We start from the raw sequence: 17,557 nt of genomic DNA on the forward strand, positions 1-17,557 counted from the left end.
CTGCGATCTCTTATGAGAGTAATTATAGTTTTTTTTTTTTTTTTTTGCAAGAGGTTAGCAATTGAAATTGCTTTTTTTATTTAATTTCCAAAGTATATTGAACTTTATTTATTAGTTTTCCATCTTTTAATATTTGTACTTGCTTACTGTTATGGACTTTATCAACTATACCTACTAATTGCTTTAAGTCTTCTTTTAATTCTGCCAAATCTTTTGATTGATATATAACAAAGGTTTTGAAATTTTTTGTATCTTCCATCTCTAACTGATTTTTTTGTTTCATATTTTCATTTGTGGTTCAACCGTTTGGTGACTCCCAATATAAAAATTTATTTTTATAGTCGTAGCTATTTCTATGACCATCTTTAGTTAACGCTGTCTCAGAACTACAATCAATTAGCAACTCGTTGTTAAGACATCTTACAATACCTTTATTTTGTGTATCAGATGTAAAAGATTGCATATTAACCATTTTTCCTAGCAATGCTTTTGCTTGATTAACATTTAAATATATATTTTTGAATGATTCAATACTTTCATCGACAATGTTGTTTAATAAACTTTTATCATTTTTTAGCTTATATTTTATTAAATATGTAAGCTCTTTTATAAAAGCCTTATTATCATCTTCAAAAATACTTTCTAAAGCTTTTTGAACATCGTCATAAAGAGGATTAGATTTGTTTATGCTATAAAAATAACTGTTTAAAAATAGAAAGTTTATTCTACTATTTGAAACAAACTTTTTATTTTCAAGAATGTAATAAAAACCTTCCAAGACTTCTCTTAAATTTATATAAGAGAACTTTTTAAATATTGTTAGACGGTTACGATTTTCTTTAAAGAAAGATCTCATTTTGTAAAAGCTTATTATATTGATACCATAATCATTAAAGAACGACTCGTAGTCTTCGAAAATTCCAGTAACATAACTTTCCATAATCTCATGATATAGATTATTGGACTCAAATGTTTTTAACTTTGAGATCAAGTCTTGCTTAATATATTCGTCCATTATAATTCTTGTGTTTCCTGGTAAGTAAGTATCTATATAATTAAATTTCTTAACAATTTCTTGTAAGTTTAAATTTTTAGTAAGTACTTGTATAGGAATCAATGGGTTAAATCTCTTGTTTACCTTCATATCAATATTATTAACAAAGTCATAAACTCTAAGTTTTTTATCCAAATGTTTCCTCAAACCCCTACCTAGTTGTTGTAAGTATAAAATTTTTGATGTTGTTGGTCTTAGAAAAAATACACAATTCACTTCTGGAACATCAAAACCTTCGTTTAACATATCTCTAACACACAAATAATTTACTCTTCCTTCTCTAAAATCGGATATAACTTCTTTTGGAGGTTTTTTCATTTTCTTACTTTCAGAAACCAGTAGCGCACTTTTTTCTCCATGTTCTTTCAAATATATGTCTAAAGTTTCCGCATGCTCAACACTTTCACAAAACATTATGGCTCTAATATGAGAATTATTTTGACCAAGATGCTCCATGATTGTTTTGTAAATAAAATCATTTCTTTTATTAGAACTTAAGGTTTTTAAGTATTCACCTTCACGTTTTAAAATATCAAATCCACTAAGATCAATAGAATTATCTTTGATGAAATAATAATCTACATCACAAAGAAAATCTTTTTCTAATGAATCATATAATCTGATATCTACCAAGGGTTCATCCCCGAAGTATTTCAATACATTTATACCATCAGTTCTTTCAGGTGTTGCTGTAAGACCAAAGACAAGATTATCATTTTTTACTACAGCATTGTAGATATTTAAGAAAGTTGTTGCCTCTAAGTGATGAGCTTCGTCAAATATAACGACATCGAAATAAGTATCTTTAAATTGTTCTATTTTATTATTACCTGTATAGTTAGTAGTAAATATTACTTTTTCTTTCTTAATATTCAAATTAGGATTAATGCCATCGTATAAATCAACACCAAAGTCGTCTATTTTTAATATATTACGGAAGGTTTTTTTTGCTTGTTTCAATATTTCTGTTGATGGTGCTATATATAATAAGGACGGTTCATTGTTATTGAATCACTTTTGCAAAATTCCATAAATAAAAGCTAAGGTTGCTGTTTTACCCGTTCCTGTTGCCATGATTAATAAATGTTTTTTTATACCTGCTGATAGCCTTTCCTCAAAATTAGAGCAAATTTCTTTTTGATAATCATATGGTTCATAATTTTTATGAAATTTGTTTACTCTATCTAAATATTCAATAGGTAAATTATCGTACATTAAGTTTTTTATGGTAGCTATTTTTTCTTTCTCTAAAATATCAATAAATAAATTATCTTCAAATAAGTTGTCGAAGTCATTTATTGCTTGTTTAATAATTTCTTTTTCTCTAAATTCACTAATCTTAACACTATATTCTTTACCTGTTACAAAACCTGTTTTGGTAAAGTTGCTACTTCCAATGTAAAGAGAAGAAAATCCACTATCTCTTTCAAATAAATAAGACTTGATGTGTAATCTATTTACATTTTCGCTAAAAAGATTTTCTATTTTCACTCTAATACGACTAGGATAATCTTCTACTAATTTTTGCAAGCCTTCAATATCCAAAAAATTAGATTCTCCATTGTAAGTAGTTGTAATAATTTTTATCATAACGCTTTCATCAGTTTCTTTAATTATTTCTCTTAGTTCTTTTACACTTCATTTTGTTAGGAAAGGACAAATAATTTTAATTCTATCGCAAGAAAAAAACTCTTGATGCATTTCTTTATCAAGATTTCTCGTTATTATTTTATTTTGACTTAAATTATTAATATAAAATTTTTTTTCAAGATTCTTTCTGTTAGCAACTAATTCAGACAATTTATCATTTTTTAAAAAATTATTCAAATAATTTATTTTATCTGCTTTCTCCTGGAATTGTTTTAATTTTTCTTTAAGAAAACGTGAGAACTGATTAATTAATCATTCATCATCGACATCCTCTAATATATCAAGTTCGTCTTCCTTAAAAGCATCTGCTTCTAATCTTGTTAATAAAAGTTCATAAATTCCATTGTTAAAATTACTCATTTTGGTTAACCTCATTTTCAGTTTAACAGAATTTTTACTTATTTTTTACCTATGATTGTGATTGTTTTGAGATTGAGAATTCTTTTATTATTATAATTTTTGATTACCTCAATATCTGTAAAGCCTATATTACTTAGCATTTCTTCAAATTCTTTAACACCATATCATCGTAATTTCATTAATTGTGTTTCACGAAGATTTTGGTCAACATAGTATTTAATTTCGTTGATTGTATACTGTTCATATCAATTGATCTCTTTAGAGTAATTCTCTACAACCACATGATCATTATTCAATTTATGTTCCATCGAATGTTTAGTACCTGCTTTAAAGTCTATTGGGAGAATTAAATCTATTGCCAAAGTACCACCCGATTTAAGGCTATTGTAAAAGTTTTTCAAAACTATATTTGCCTTTTCTCTATTTTCTAACAAACAAAAACTAGCATTTGGCATAATAATAAATTCAAAAAAATTGTTCTCGACATAATTTTCAAGGGTTGTATGAATAATACTAGCATTTAAACCCGCCATATTCATATTTTGTTTACAGATTTCAATCATTTCCAAAGACTTATCTACTCCAATAACATTGAGTTTGTATCTTAATAACGGTATTAAAAGTCTTCCATTGCCAACACCCGCTTCTAATATATAACCTTCTACTGGCAACAATAAATTTTTATAGAACTCCAAATCACCATCAACACTAGTTCCAGGTGGTTTAGTTTCATTATAAAGAATACAACTGTATTTAGAATATTTATTTTCCATTATTTATCTCCAATTTAATAATTATACAATAAACAAATTTTATAAATATTTCAAATAGATTGATGATAAAAAAAACTTACCGTACGGTAAGTTTAGATTAAATTTATATCTTTCAAATAAACAATCATTCTAGAACTTATTTCTTGACTGGCAATATCAAGAATTTCTTTGAACTGCTGTTCATTTGTTTTGTTAGTGAATTTATCACTAACTATTTTAAACGAAAAAATGGGTTTTTTAAACAAGTAGGCGGCCTGGCAAAGAGCAGCGTACTCCATATCTACAACATCAATTTGGTCTTTTATAGGAACTATAAATAATTCTTTTTTTTCAAGGCTGTTAATGAATATGTCACTAGATGCAATATTACATATTTTTATATCTTTATTTGTTTTAAGAAATTGGTCTATCAGATTTAAATCTGAGGAAAAGAATTTTGGCATTTGAGGAATTTGACCGTAATTATATCCAAACCCAGTAGCATTGGCAGTGCTAAAGTAAGTTTTCTTGATAACTAGACATTCTAATGACTTATATTCATCGTTAACAGATCCAACAAGCCCACAATTGATGTAAAAATTTATTTTATAATTAGTTTCTAAAAATGTTAGACAACTAGAGGCATTTACTAAACCAATACCACTAATTGCAATCAAAATATTATCCTTTTGAAAGACTTTAAAGGGCCAACTTGATATTTGTTTTGCTGCACAATCGTTTAATAACGATTGTGCTTCTTCTTTCATTGCAAAAATTATACAAACATTCATTATTTAACACCTTTTACTCAATATGAATAAGCTTCTTTTAACCTAGTCCCGATGGAATCCATCCCATGCTTTGAAACAGCGACTTCAAATTGATTTTTCAACAACTCTATAAATCCCGTTTTCAAGTCAGAATAAACTAATGCACGGTATTTATCGACGTCCTTATATTTTCTTTCCGAAGAGATTTTATCAGCACAAAATACTATCATATCTAAGGTTGACATTTTTTTATCACCAACCGTATGTTTAAATATTGCACTAAATATATCTTCGTCATCCATAAGTCAATCGTTTTTAATATGGATTGCACCAGCAAATGAGTGTCATACAGGTTTAGGTTCGTTCAGCAAAGTCTTATCAAAAGAAGTTAATGCATTTATCATTGCTTCATCACTTCATTGTTTTGCAATATCATGAAGTGTACCCGCAATCAAAGCCTTGTTCAAATCATAGTTGTTCAGGTTAGCTAACATTAAAGCTTCTCTTCCAACATTTAATGAGTGAAAATATCTTTCTTCATCAACTTTAGATTCAAGTCTTTCATACAAATACATTAATTTTGAATTGACATAATCATTCACTTCTTTAATTTGTAAATGTAAATCTTCTAAATTTCTAATTTTTGTGGAACTAAGAAAATTATTTTCAAATTCGAAAGTTTCAATATTATATTTTTTGATAACATCTTTGTTAAAAGTTTTATTTCTTAAAAAAACTTTAAAATCTATCTCTTTAATCAATTTTTCAAAATGATCTCATTTTTCAAAATTATCCAATTGGTCAGAACCCATTATAAATGAAAATTTATAATCAGGAAACTCCTTTTTGTAATAACGTACCGTATCATATGTATAACTTTTTGTAGATTTTCTAATTTCAAAAGTTTTAATTTGTACAAAGTCAAGACTCTTGGTAGCTAATTTAAGCATCTCAAGTCTTTGTTTTACACTTGAACTAGACAAAACCTTAAAAGGGTTTACATATGCAGGTATAATTCAAACTTCATCAAATCCTAAATACGAGTGACAAGTTTTTACAATATTGACATGATCAGTATGAACTGGGTCAAAACTTCCACCGAATAAAGCTATTTTTTTCATTCTCATTAATCTTCTAATAAAGTTGAAAGATACAATCCAACCCCATTATCTTCAATAGATTTTAAGATAGTTTTAGCTGTATTTTTAAGTGCAGGGACAGCATTGTCGACAGCGCATCCAAACTTGGATTGCTTTGTCATTTCAATATCGTTGTTATTATCTCCAATTGTATGGATCAGCTCAACATCAACCCCAACTAAATCTGCTCATTTCTTTAAACCAGTTGCCTTATTGATATTTGAATTCATCGCATCAATAAGTATTCTATTATTCATTAAAGTTATGGGGTGATTTAAACCAAGGTTTGATAATAGATTCTTAGTATTTTCCACTATTTTTCCATTTCCTTCCTGAGGAAACGAGAACAAAAATTTAACAGGTTTATGGATATTTTTCATGACTGCTTCTTTCATGTCTTCAAGACTATCAATAAAAACAATTTTTGGCTTCATATCATTGTCGATATCTGCATAAGCTTTTTTAAAATAATTAGCTCTTTCAGAGAATGTCAAGGCAATCATAGCAGATGAAGTATAGAACGCTAAGTCAAGTTGATTTTCAATAGAGAAATCTATTAATTTAACACTTATCTCGGTATTTATTACATCTTCAAATATAACATTGCCAGTTATGGGGTCTGTTATTACTGCACCATTGCAACCAATTACTGGTAACTTGACCTCTAATTCTTTAGCATACATTTTAGTTGTTTCAAACGATCTTCCAGTTACAATAAAGAACCTAGAACCGCTATTTTGCTGATAATTTAATATATCATTTATTGTAGATTCTAAGATCTTGAAATCTTCATTTCTAACAATTGTACCGTCTAGGTCACAAGCTATAAAAGGCATCGCCATAATAAATATCTCTCCTGTAATTTTTTGATTTCTAAACTTATTTTAGCATTAAATAAAGTTTGTCCTTATACTATATTAAAAAAATATTTTAAGTTTTTGCATTGAAAATAAATTTCATTTGTTTTATGGTATAGAAAAATCAATAACTTTTTAAAAAAAAGTGAAAAATTATTGCAACTCATTAAAATATTTGTTATTCTTATTTTGTCAATTTAGACAACTTATGGATAAACAACTGTTAATGACAAGCTCTTTCGCATCACTTTCGAGCCTCATTATAAGGTTGTTGATAGTTTTATTTATAACATCCTTTCTTTCGACTTGACTTATAATCGCTTTCCATAAGTTTACGAGTTATTATAAGTCTTATTCATTACTCATTCATATTTTTTAATTATTAACAAATCAACTATATATAAATGTATGTACTACATTTTACATAATAAAAAAAAGACGCTTCGAACGTCTTTTTTTGTTTCTAAATATTATTATCAGGGTTGTTTTCATTGTTTTTAACATTATCATTTCAATAATTAACAAACGCTTGATATATTGATTTAGATTTATAGATATTAAGTCATACTTCAAGTTTTGTAGATGATAAATCGTATAAGTCATTATACCATCATTGTGAATAATCTAATGTATCGACTTTTTTACCATAGGTATCCAATGTACCAACCATAAGTCTAAGATCAAATGGTTTTAAATTCTCTAGTCCAGCCTCATGTATAAAATCTCTTGAATCAGAGTTACCGTTTTTATCAACGTCTACAATGTGGAATGGTAATTCATTTCCACTCTTATTAGAGATAAGTTCTGCAAATGCTTCATCATCATTAGATTTTCCATTTATAAAACTTGACGGATTTGAATGGTTGGTTAATTCACCAAAAACAAGATTACTAGCTGATAAATTATAATCGGTAATATTCTCATGTGTTTTCGAACTTGTATCGAAAATCTGTATTAATCTTTCTTTTGATGTTTTATTTATAACACCCAAAAGATTCCTAATTCTTCAATCAGAATCATCAGCATTATCACCTAACCATTGTTTTAAGTAACCTGCATCTTTAAACCATGATGGATTTTTTACATTATTATCATCAACTTCGCTTAGATTAAATGGTTCAATAACAGTCGCTTCACTATCTTCATAATCGTCTATTAATGTTTGATTATTCATGTTGCTTTTTTTATTAAACGTTTTTAGTAATGTTTCAAATCTTGGTTTAGTAAATACATTTTTAAACCCAAGATCAGAAATAAATTCATCTTTAAATGGAGTTTTATTTTCGTCTGACAAATAAGTGAAGTCTGGTCGATCACTTTCTACAATTGGTTTATTGTAATATATTACTTTAAATTGATAACTACCATTTAAACCAAAATCTTCGTAATTTTCTGGTTTAAGTAGCGGAATATCATTACCATTATTGAATGAATTACTTGAGAAATCATAGTTTCTTTTATACATTTCTGTTGTTATATTTTTTTCAGCAAAATCAACTTCTGTCTTAGAAACATCATTGTCATTTTTACTAAATTTGATAATTTTAAGTAGATTTTCATATACAGTCTTTGCTTCAGATTCAGAAAGACCACCATCCTTAGAAAAGTCAGTAGATAAATCTTTATCTTTTTTACTGATGAAGTCCTCGATTATATTATTAATAGTATTATAGTCATCAGAATTGATATATTCTGAATCACGCACTCTTTTTGCCTTTGTTATTATCGAGTTTCAATACATTGTAATTAATGAGTTAGAATATACCAACTGTTCTTCCTTAAAGTCTCGTTTCCTTCTTAATAAAAGTTCTTTAAATAAGACAGCATAAATTTGATTTTTTATTCTTATTTGAATGTGATCTGAATTCATATTATCGCTTATAAATATTGGGTTATCTAATAAGTATTTTTCGATTGCTTCTTTTATCTCCTCTTTAGCATTTTTAAGCGATTCATTAACGATATCACCTTGTAAAATAGAGTTGTTTACAAAATCAGTTGCAGATGGAGTATAAATCAGCGAACCACTAGGGAGTGTAGTTCTATTCGGATCATAAATGTCTGTCAAATTTATAAGTTCAGATGAGTTAACAAATCCTTGATATATAAAACCACGTTTTTTTGTTTGATCACTTGTAGATGATGCAATTGGTAAAAATGCACTAGATCCATCAATTTTGTTATTTTCGTCTGGTCAAACTGCATCAGGATTAGAATTTTTGAGATCTACTGTTCCGTCATCATTAACTCCTACTTTTTGGTTGATGTTTATACGAGCATATACAGGATTATTTATTCCTACTCAACCTGTTAAGTCTTCATTCAAAAATGTTACAGATATACTTCATTGGTCATTATTTTCCATTCATCCACTTGCATTTTTTGCAAATGCATTTTTTTCGTTATCTACATCGTAAAGTTGATTAAAACCTCAATTTAAATTTTGTCACTGTAATTTTTGAACAATTCAACCTAATCCCGGTACTTTTGCTGAAATTTCTGACAATAACATATTAGACATAACAAAAGAGCGAAGACTTTCGATCATCGCTGTTGCTGTGGGATTATTTTTTATTACTTCAGTTAATTTAAGAGCTTCAACTAATTTTCATATTTCTTCAGTTGAGATATTTCCACCTAATTTTACATTATTTTCGGTTAATGAACTTTTTTTCAAACTAGTTAATGAAGTGATTTTTTCTTGTTCACTTGTAATAACATTCATTCTGCCTGTTCTTCCACAAGATACTACAGTTAAAAGAGAAGCGCTAGATATAGAAATTGAACCTAGTAACATCATCAGTTTATTCATATATTCAACAACTCCTTTTTATTAACAATATTATATCTTAAATGTTTAATTTTAGATTAATATTGGTGTTATTTATTAAGACTAGTTATTCTTTTTTTTATTTTTATTTTGTATTCTAGCTTCTATTTTGTTTATTTTCAGGTCTCTTTTTTTACTTTTTCATTCACGATATTTTTCAAACCATTTCCCTAATATTGCACTGATTTTTATTTGTATTCATTTTAAAATCATCCCTAATGCTCAAAAAACCACTATTGAAGTAAATAAACAACCAACACCATAATATAAAAATGCAGCAATTCCAGCAGTTCTTATTTTAAATTCATCACTAAATGCACCACTTATTGCTTTATAGGTATGGTGAGGTAATAACCCTCCCCCATTCATTAGTGAGATCAATCCTGGAATTAATATAAAAACGCTTCCTATTATAGCGAAATGAATGAACTTACTCCATTTCATATATTTAACTTTCGGGGTGTTAATAAACTTTTCGCTTAACTTCTCATTAATATATCAGTTTGCAGAAATAAAATATAGAAAAGGTATTATAGCAATCGAAGGAAATAAACCCAAAACAGTTGCAGCAAAAATAAATCCTTGACTAGAATGTGGTTCTGAACGAGAATCCAACAACAAAGAATGAACACCACGAGATCAATAAAAAAAACCAGAGTTTATATGAGGAACAACAATAGTGAGTGAAAGCATTATTAATTGAAATAGAAATAAGACAACAAGTGTGAATGATAACCAAAATATTTTATAAAGACTCTTGTAAGGTTTTAATCTTGTATTAAAATCTATTATTTTCTTCATAACTTTCTCCAATCAATATAAGTATATTTTAAAGGATTTTTTTACATTTAATAAAATAAACACTAAAATATCTACATATTTCTTATAAAATAATTTTAGCGAGGTATACAAATGAACGTAATTAAAGTAACCCCAAGAGGTTTTTGTTTAGGAGTAGTTAAATCTATCAAAATGGCAAAAGATGCGTTAAAAATGTACCCAGATAAAAAAGTATATATGATAGGTTTGTTAGTTCATAATAAAATAATAGTTAATGAACTTAGCGAATTAGGTATCATAGCAATCGATGACTGAAAAATTCCTAGAGAAGAAATAATAAGAAATATACCATCAGGTAGTGTGGTTGTATTTTCAGCTCATGGTACAAATGCAAAGGTTATAAAATTAGCAGAAGATTTAGGATTAATCACGATAGATACTAAATGTGAATGAGTTCTAGAAACCGAAATTTTAATTAATGAATATTTAGGTAAAGGTTACGATGTAATCTTTATTGGTAAACATAATCACCCTGAAACAATTGCTTTAACAACCATAAATAAAGAAAAAATTCACTTAGTCACAACCGTTGAAGAAGTTAAAAATCTCAACATAGAAAATGAAAATATATTTGTTACAAATCAAACCACTTTGTCAATAATAGATACAGAGGAAATCTATAAAGAAATTAAAAGTAAGTATGATAAATGTCTTTATAAAAATGATATATGCGAGGCAACATTAGTTAGACAACAAGCTGTTTTAGATTTAGATTCTAATTTGGTTGATCTTTTATATGTTGTTGGAGATGAAAGAAGTAACAATACTCTTAAACTTGTTGAGTTGGGTTTGAGTAAAGGATTAAAAACTTTACGAATAGACACAAAAAATAATATAGATTTAGATGACTTAAAAAATATTAAAACAGTAGCAGTCACAGCTGGTGCATCTACATCTAGTATAATCCAAAATCAAGTTATAAAATTTTTAGAAGAGCTTTAGAAATAAAAAAACCTATAAATATTAATTGGTACTAAAAGGAAATTCTTCTGGTTACCAATTTTTATTTTAGGTTTTTTTTAATAAATTATGAATGTATTTTTAATATCAAATGCGCATATTTTTAAGTCATCATTAAATGTTTTAAGTAACTTGTTCTTAATATCGTCAATAAAATGATTTTCCATGTAATGACCAACAGTTATTAAATCAATATTATTTTGATCTGCATATAACCATTGATCTCATTTTGCTTCACCAGTTATAAATACTTCGTTCTCAAGTTCCAAATAACTCATGGTTGATGCTCCCGAACCAGTAGTTAAATAAAACTTTTTAACAAACTTTTCTAAGTCTATATTTTTTGTTAGATTTGCTTGTTTGCGGCCGAATATAAATTTCATTTTATCAACTAACTCTTTTAGAGTTACGTCATTTAATAAATTTATTTTATAACCTTCATTAGTTTCTCCAACTTTTTCGACTTTTTTGATATTAAACTGGGTAGACAATAATTCAATTATATTTTGACTAACACTACAGTCGTAGTTTGTATGAATAGAAAATACTTGAATTTCGTGTTCTATAAGTAGATTGCGCATTCTACGTTTAGCTGAATTTTTCATTTCTTCTTCAAGTGAGTTAAATAAAAATGGATGTCGAGATATTATAAAATTAGATTTAAGTTCAATAGCTTTCTCAATAACTTCTTTAGTAACATCTAAACAAACTACAACTGTATCTATTTCATCTTGACTTGGTAGATTGTAAACTTCTTCAATTTGAAAACCGACCTTGTCTCATTCAGCAGCAGTTACTTGTGGAAAAATGTCATTAAGATATTTTATTAGATTATTGACTTTAATTTTTGGCATTATTTATTAATCTCCTTCTTTAGCATTTTTTTTATGAAACGCTCTCTTTTTTTATATTGTTTATGTTTCTTTGTATGCTCTGGAATTTTAGTAAGAAGTAAATGTAGTTTTTGTTCTTCTTTCATTCAACGCTCTAAAAAAAGTTTATTTTGTTTATCTTTTTTTAAAATTGGACCAAAAACTAAATCTTGTTTTGTTCTTATTTTTTGACCAGCGTATTTATTTACTTTCATTAGTTCATAAATAATATCATTATCCAAAACTATTACTTCTTTTTCTACATAATATTTATTCTTCTTAACTCATTCTCTTATCGGATCTAGATTGGTATTAGAAGAAATAATGTAACAATCGATGTTGTCATTATCATTTTTTAGTATATCTAAAATAGTTGAAGAACCTACCCCAGCAATAATACAAGAAGAGATTTTTATATTTCTTGATTTTGTTCAAGAAATTCCGTTTTCTAATAATGTTTCAACTTTGTCTGAAACATTAAAACTATCAATATTATTTTTAGCTACTTCTAGTGGTTTTTTTGCAATATCAGTAGCATATATTTTTTTGGCCTTATTTGCTTTTGCTAAATAAATAGATAAGTAAGCGTGATCAGTACCTATATCGGCTACAACTTCTCCATCAGAAACCAAGCTTGCTATAGTTAATAACCTGGGTCGTAAAAAATTCATATTAACCTTTAAAGAAATCTCTTAATACCTTTGCTTTTGGATTTGAAGCAGAAGGCTTAAACTTTCTAATAGTTTTAGCTTCAATTTGACGTATTCTCTCTCTTGTTACTTTAAGTTCCTTACCTACTTCTTCTAAAGTTTTTGGTGAGTCATACTTAGATAAATGCAATTGAATCATCGGATGTCTATATCTTTGTATTTTTTCAATCGAAGTATCATAGTGTATATCTAGATCACTGATAGTTTCTTTTAGTTGTTCGTAAGAGTCATCTTCGCACTCCTCTGCCAATCTAACTAAAGTTCTAAGTTTAGTTGGAAGAATTCCAAATCTCATTCTTATAACTTTTTCTTCCCTAGGTGCAAGCAGTTCTGCAAATACATCATCAATAACTTCTCTTAGCGCTTCTTTTTCTGCATAATCGTCAGGAGAAGAAATGTCTTTGTCTTCAACGAAGTCACCAAAATGAGTATCATCTTCATCACCGAATGGTTTTTCTAAACTAACTGGCTCTATTGATAACTTTTTGATTTCAACAACTTTTTGAGGTGTTATTCCTTTACCAAAGTTTTTTGCTATTTCCTTAGATGTTGGTTCGCGTCCTAACTCTTGAGTTAATTGTCTTTCGATTCTTGTTAATTTATTTATAGTTTCAACCATGTGAACTGGTATACGTATTGTTCTAGCTTGGTCAGCGATTGCTCTAGTTATAGCTTGACGAATTCATCAAGTTGCATAAGTAGAAAATTTGAAACCCTTTGTATAGTCAAATTTATCAACAGCTTTCATCAAACCAATATTACCTTCTTCAATAAGGTCGGCAAAATCTAAACCTCTATTCAAGTGTTTACGAGCTACAGAAATTACAAGCTTAAGGTTAGAAGTTATAAGTTTGTCTCTACCTTCTTTTCTGATTTCTGGATCATCATCTTCTAACATTTTCGCATATATAACTTCTTCATCTTTTGTCAAAATCTTAGATGAACCGATTTGATTAAAGTATGACTTTATGATATCTTGTATTTTTGTTTCATTACTGATACCACCAACCCTATATTTTACAGGACCGCTGTTTTGGTTTGCACTTTTAATATCTTTTTGTTGTTTTTTTCTTTTTGCAAAACCTTCAGCTAAATCAGAAGCTGATTCACCATCTTCTTCATCAAGGTTTGAGGTTAATTTTTCTAAATCCTCTTCTTCTATCAATTCATCGGTAAAAACTACATTTCTAGAAGCTAGTTCTTGAAACAATTCTCCAATTTCATCGTCATCTACATCTTTGAACTTTTTAAAGATGACTTCTTGTATTTCTTCTTGAGCAATTTCATTATCATTTTTTTCTAAATAACTAAAAAGATACTCCTTAAATTCCTCCATTGTTTCAAATTTCTTTAAATTTAATGCCATTGTTAATTTCCTCTCTTTTTTTCTACAACCTGTATTTGTTTTCTAATATTGTCAATTTGCAACATAAGGTCTTTCTTTAATTGATAATTGTTAGTTGATTTTAATTTATTGATATAATTTTCTTCTTCTAATTTTAAACGATAAATCTCGATTGTATCAAAAATATCTTCTATTGCTTTTTCCGATAACCTATTCTGAACTCAAGCAAAGTTCAAGTTATTTATATTATATAGAATTTCTTGAAATTTACGGCTTATTTGTGAAGCCGCGTTAGCAATTATTTCAAAATCATTACCATTGTATTTATTTTCTCGGTATTGTTCTATTATAAACTTAGCTATCGTTCGTAATGAACTGGATTCAAATAAATTTAATTTTTTTTCAATAACCTTAGCATTTTCATCACTTCTTAAAAGTTCTAAAATTATTGCTGATTCAGCTTTATTTTTTGCAGATTTAATCCTATTAAAATCCCGTTTATTTAAGTTATTATCAAAACTTTTTTTAGTAACTAAGTTTAGTGTTTTTTCTTGTAAGTCATAATTTGGTATAAAAAATCCATTATCTTGTGTTTCATTACCAATAATATATGGAGGAATAAATTCCGTTTTTGGTTTCTCTTCCTTAACAAATATATTTGGAGTTGTCTTTGCTAAAGTTTTCTCTATAAGAGATTTATCTATATTTGTTAACTCAGAAATTTTATTGATGTTCTTAGCTGAAATAATTTCGTTTTTTTCATATTGTAAAACATCAATAACGTTTTTAATAAAATTATCGACTTGTAATGTGTCATTCAAATCAGTTTCTTTAACAAAATAGTCAATTGCAAAGTCTACTGGATGTTTTGAATTAGCTATCATTTGATTAATTAAATTTACTTCACCTGCTGTAACTAATTCATCAGGGTCCTTAGATGTATCATTTTGAATTATTGTTACATTTAACCTCTTTGACATAAGAAACTTTGCAATTTTTAGCGCGGCCATAACTCCTGGTTTGTCACCATCTAAAAAGAGTTTTATGTTTTTAGTAACTTTTGTTATCAAATCTAGATGAAAGTTTGAGAAAGTTGTTCCCATGATTGCAATAGAGTTTTTTATATTAATTCTTTCTAAACTTATAACATCCATAAAACCTTCCAAAATTAAAATCTCGTTTTTGATTCTGATCTCTTTTTTTGCATTTTCTAAATTATAAGCTAACTGAGATTTTTTAAATACATTGTTTTCACTACTGTTTTTATATTTAGGTGTATCGTTTGGATCTACTACTCTTCCAGAAAAACCTATAATATTAGAATCTATATCTGTAATAGGGAAAATTATTCTATCTTTAAAAAACGGTACTTGATTAACTCCTTGAGTATAAATAAGTCCTGATATTTCTATTTCTTTTTTTGTGAAACCTTTTCCTTTAAGAAATGAATACAAATTTGAATTACCCGGGCAGTAACCAATCTTAAATTTTTCTATTTCTTGTGAAGATATATTTCTATTTGTAAGATAGTTACGAGCTTTTTTTGCTTCACTAGTAAGTAATAATCCATTAAAAAATTTAGCGGCTTCTTTATTCAAATCGAATAATCTAGATTCGAAAGAAGAGACTTTTGGTTTATCTTCTAAATTATTTAACCCCTCGATAACTATGTTTGAATCCTTTGCTAATAAAGATAATGCCTTATAAAAACTTATATTATTAAATTCTTGTAAGAAAGTTATTGCATTGCCACCTGTCCCGCAAACAAAACATTTAAAGATTTTTTTCTCCTTAGATATCATTAAAGATGGAGATGAATCATCATGAAATGGACAAACAGCCCTGTAATCTCTACCTTTTTTTTGTAAATCTAAGTATTTACCAATCACTTCACTGATATCTGTTAATTGTATAATGTTGTCAATCTGTTGTTGTGAGATTTTCATTTATCTTTTTCCTCTTAAGAAAGTTTATTCAATAAGTATGATTTTAAATCTTTTACATTAATTCTTTCTTGTTCCATTGTATCTCTATTTCGTACTGTTACACAACCATCATTTTCAGTGTCGAAATCGATAGTTATACAAAATGGAGTACCTATTGCATCTTGTCTTCTATATCTCTTACCTATATTACCTGTTTCATCAAATGTTGCATCAAAATCCAATAAAAGATTTTCATATAATTTATAAGCTTCTTCTTTTTGTTGTTTTTGAAGAGGCATAACAGCTAATGAGTATGGTGCTAATGCATAAGGTAATTTTAAAACAACTCTTGTTCCAGACTCTAAAGATTCTTCATAGTAACTTTGACATAAAATAGCCAGCATTAGTCTTTCCACACCAACACTTGGCTCAATAACGTGTGGTATTATTTTTTTATTAGTTAAAGGGTCTAAATATGACAAGTCTTCCCCACTAAACTTTTGGTGTTGAGAAAGGTCATAATCTGATCTATGAGCAATTCCTCATAATTCACCAACTCCGAAAGGAAATTTAAATTCAATATCAGTAGTTTTGTTTGAGTAATGTGAAAGTTCATCTTCACTATGTGCTCTTAAAATGAAATTCTCTTTTTTAAGCTGAACTTTATTTTCCAAAAAATAAACTACTTTATTTTGTCAATAATCAAACCAATCAAAACTATCATCAGGAGAAAAGAAAAACTCTAATTCCATTTGTTCAAATTCTCTAGTTCTAAATATGAAGTTACCTGGTGTTATCTCATTTCTAAAAGATTTACCGATTTGTCCAATTCCAAATGGTAATTTCATTCTTAAAGACCTTTGACAATTTTTGTACTGAGTAAATATACCTTGTGCAGTTTCTGGTCTAAGATAAACAATTGAAGAGTCATCTTCAACAACACCTTGATTAGTTTTAAACATTAAAGTAAACTGTCTTATATTTGTGAAATCTAACTTACCACATTTTGGACAAGCTATTTGCTTTTCTTGTATATAGTTTTCTAACTCCTCGTTTTTTCAACCACCAACATTCATATCTGGAAACTTTTCTTCAATAAGTTTGTCAGCTCTTCATCTAGAATTACAGTTTTTACAATCAAGTAAGGGATCATTAAAGTTACCTAAATGACCACTAGCTTTTCAAACATTACTATTAAGAATAATTGAAGAATCTAATCCAATATTATGAGGATTTCTTCTAACAAAAAAATCTCATCACATTTTTTTTAGTTTATTTTTCATTTCTGCACCTAACGGTCCATAATCCCATGAATTAGCTAAACCTCCATAAATTTCTGAGCCTTGAAACACAAATCCTTGCGATTTTAGATGTGCTATTAATTTATCAATTTCTAATTTCATTTCTTTTAAACTCCTTACAAATAAAAAAACAAACTTGATATCGTTTGTTGATTTACACACTATTTGTACCCTATTGATTGTCTATGTATA

At 27.7% G+C, this 17,557-nt stretch carries 13 protein-coding genes; 1 reads left to right on the forward strand and 12 read right to left on the reverse strand.

Annotated elements, in window-relative coordinates; translation table 4 throughout:
• Positions 1–76: 76 nt before the first annotated feature.
• The 7 genes from SAPIS_RS03490 to SAPIS_RS03520 all read right to left on the reverse strand — a co-directional run bounded on the left by SAPIS_RS03490 (position 77) and on the right by SAPIS_RS03520 (position 10,213).
• On the reverse strand, positions 77–3,064 hold the full coding sequence (locus SAPIS_RS03490) for a DEAD/DEAH box helicase family protein (protein ID WP_023789702.1): 2,988 nt from the start codon (positions 3,062–3,064) through the stop codon (positions 77–79).
• Positions 3,065–3,102: 38 nt separating this feature from the next.
• Complete coding sequence (locus SAPIS_RS03495) at positions 3,103–3,837, reverse strand: class I SAM-dependent methyltransferase (protein WP_023789704.1); 735 nt, start codon at positions 3,835–3,837, stop codon at positions 3,103–3,105.
• Between the two features lie 92 nt (positions 3,838–3,929).
• Complete coding sequence (locus SAPIS_RS03500) at positions 3,930–4,607, reverse strand: 5'-methylthioadenosine/S-adenosylhomocysteine nucleosidase (protein WP_023789706.1); 678 nt, start codon at positions 4,605–4,607, stop codon at positions 3,930–3,932.
• Positions 4,607–5,707 carry a nicotinate-nucleotide adenylyltransferase gene (locus SAPIS_RS03505; RefSeq protein WP_041612724.1) on the reverse strand — a complete coding sequence of 367 codons (1,101 nt, stop codon included), beginning with the start codon at positions 5,705–5,707 and terminating at the stop codon, positions 4,607–4,609. The genes SAPIS_RS03500 and SAPIS_RS03505 overlap by 1 nt, the downstream gene beginning before the upstream one ends.
• 5 nt (positions 5,708–5,712) lie before the next feature.
• Positions 5,713–6,567: an HAD-IIB family hydrolase gene (locus SAPIS_RS03510; RefSeq protein ID WP_023789710.1), complete on the reverse strand. Its 855-nt coding sequence runs from the start codon at positions 6,565–6,567 to the stop codon at positions 5,713–5,715.
• Between the two features lie 478 nt (positions 6,568–7,045).
• Positions 7,046–9,394, reverse strand: a complete 2,349-nt coding sequence (locus tag SAPIS_RS03515; protein ID WP_023789712.1) for a hypothetical protein — start codon at positions 9,392–9,394, stop codon at positions 7,046–7,048.
• A gap of 81 nt (positions 9,395–9,475) precedes the next feature.
• The gene (locus tag SAPIS_RS03520; RefSeq protein ID WP_023789714.1) at positions 9,476–10,213 is read right to left on the reverse strand and encodes a hypothetical protein; all 738 of its coding nucleotides are present in this window, start codon (positions 10,211–10,213) and stop codon (positions 9,476–9,478) included.
• A 111-nt stretch (positions 10,214–10,324) separates the two neighbouring features.
• Between SAPIS_RS03520 and ispH the strand changes: the two genes are divergently transcribed.
• Complete coding sequence (ispH, locus tag SAPIS_RS03525; protein WP_023789716.1) at positions 10,325–11,194, forward strand: 4-hydroxy-3-methylbut-2-enyl diphosphate reductase; 870 nt, start codon at positions 10,325–10,327, stop codon at positions 11,192–11,194.
• Positions 11,195–11,271: 77 nt separating this feature from the next.
• On the opposite strand, the gene SAPIS_RS03530 is transcribed toward ispH, so the two are convergent.
• From SAPIS_RS03530 to SAPIS_RS03550, 5 genes are read right to left on the reverse strand one after another with little or no spacing between them, the layout of a single operon-like run.
• Positions 11,272–12,066, reverse strand: coding sequence for a Nif3-like dinuclear metal center hexameric protein (locus SAPIS_RS03530; RefSeq protein WP_023789718.1), 795 nt, complete (start codon positions 12,064–12,066; stop codon positions 11,272–11,274).
• Complete coding sequence (locus SAPIS_RS03535) at positions 12,066–12,755, reverse strand: tRNA (adenine(22)-N(1))-methyltransferase (protein ID WP_023789720.1); 690 nt, start codon at positions 12,753–12,755, stop codon at positions 12,066–12,068. Before SAPIS_RS03535 ends, SAPIS_RS03530 begins: the two co-directional genes overlap by 1 nt.
• A gap of 1 nt (position 12,756) precedes the next feature.
• A complete protein-coding gene (locus SAPIS_RS03540) occupies positions 12,757–14,160 on the reverse strand; it encodes a sigma-70 family RNA polymerase sigma factor (protein WP_023789722.1) in 1,404 nt (467 codons plus the stop codon).
• Between the two features lie 2 nt (positions 14,161–14,162).
• Positions 14,163–16,085: a DNA primase gene (gene dnaG / locus SAPIS_RS03545; RefSeq protein WP_023789724.1), complete on the reverse strand. Its 1,923-nt coding sequence runs from the start codon at positions 16,083–16,085 to the stop codon at positions 14,163–14,165.
• A gap of 14 nt (positions 16,086–16,099) precedes the next feature.
• Complete coding sequence (locus SAPIS_RS03550) at positions 16,100–17,467, reverse strand: glycine--tRNA ligase (protein ID WP_023789726.1); 1,368 nt, start codon at positions 17,465–17,467, stop codon at positions 16,100–16,102.
• Positions 17,468–17,557: the final 90 nt, after the last annotated feature.

The organism is Spiroplasma apis B31 (assembly GCF_000500935.1).
Taxonomy (GTDB): Bacteria; Bacillota_I; Bacilli_A; order Mycoplasmatales; family Mycoplasmataceae; genus Spiroplasma_A; species Spiroplasma_A apis.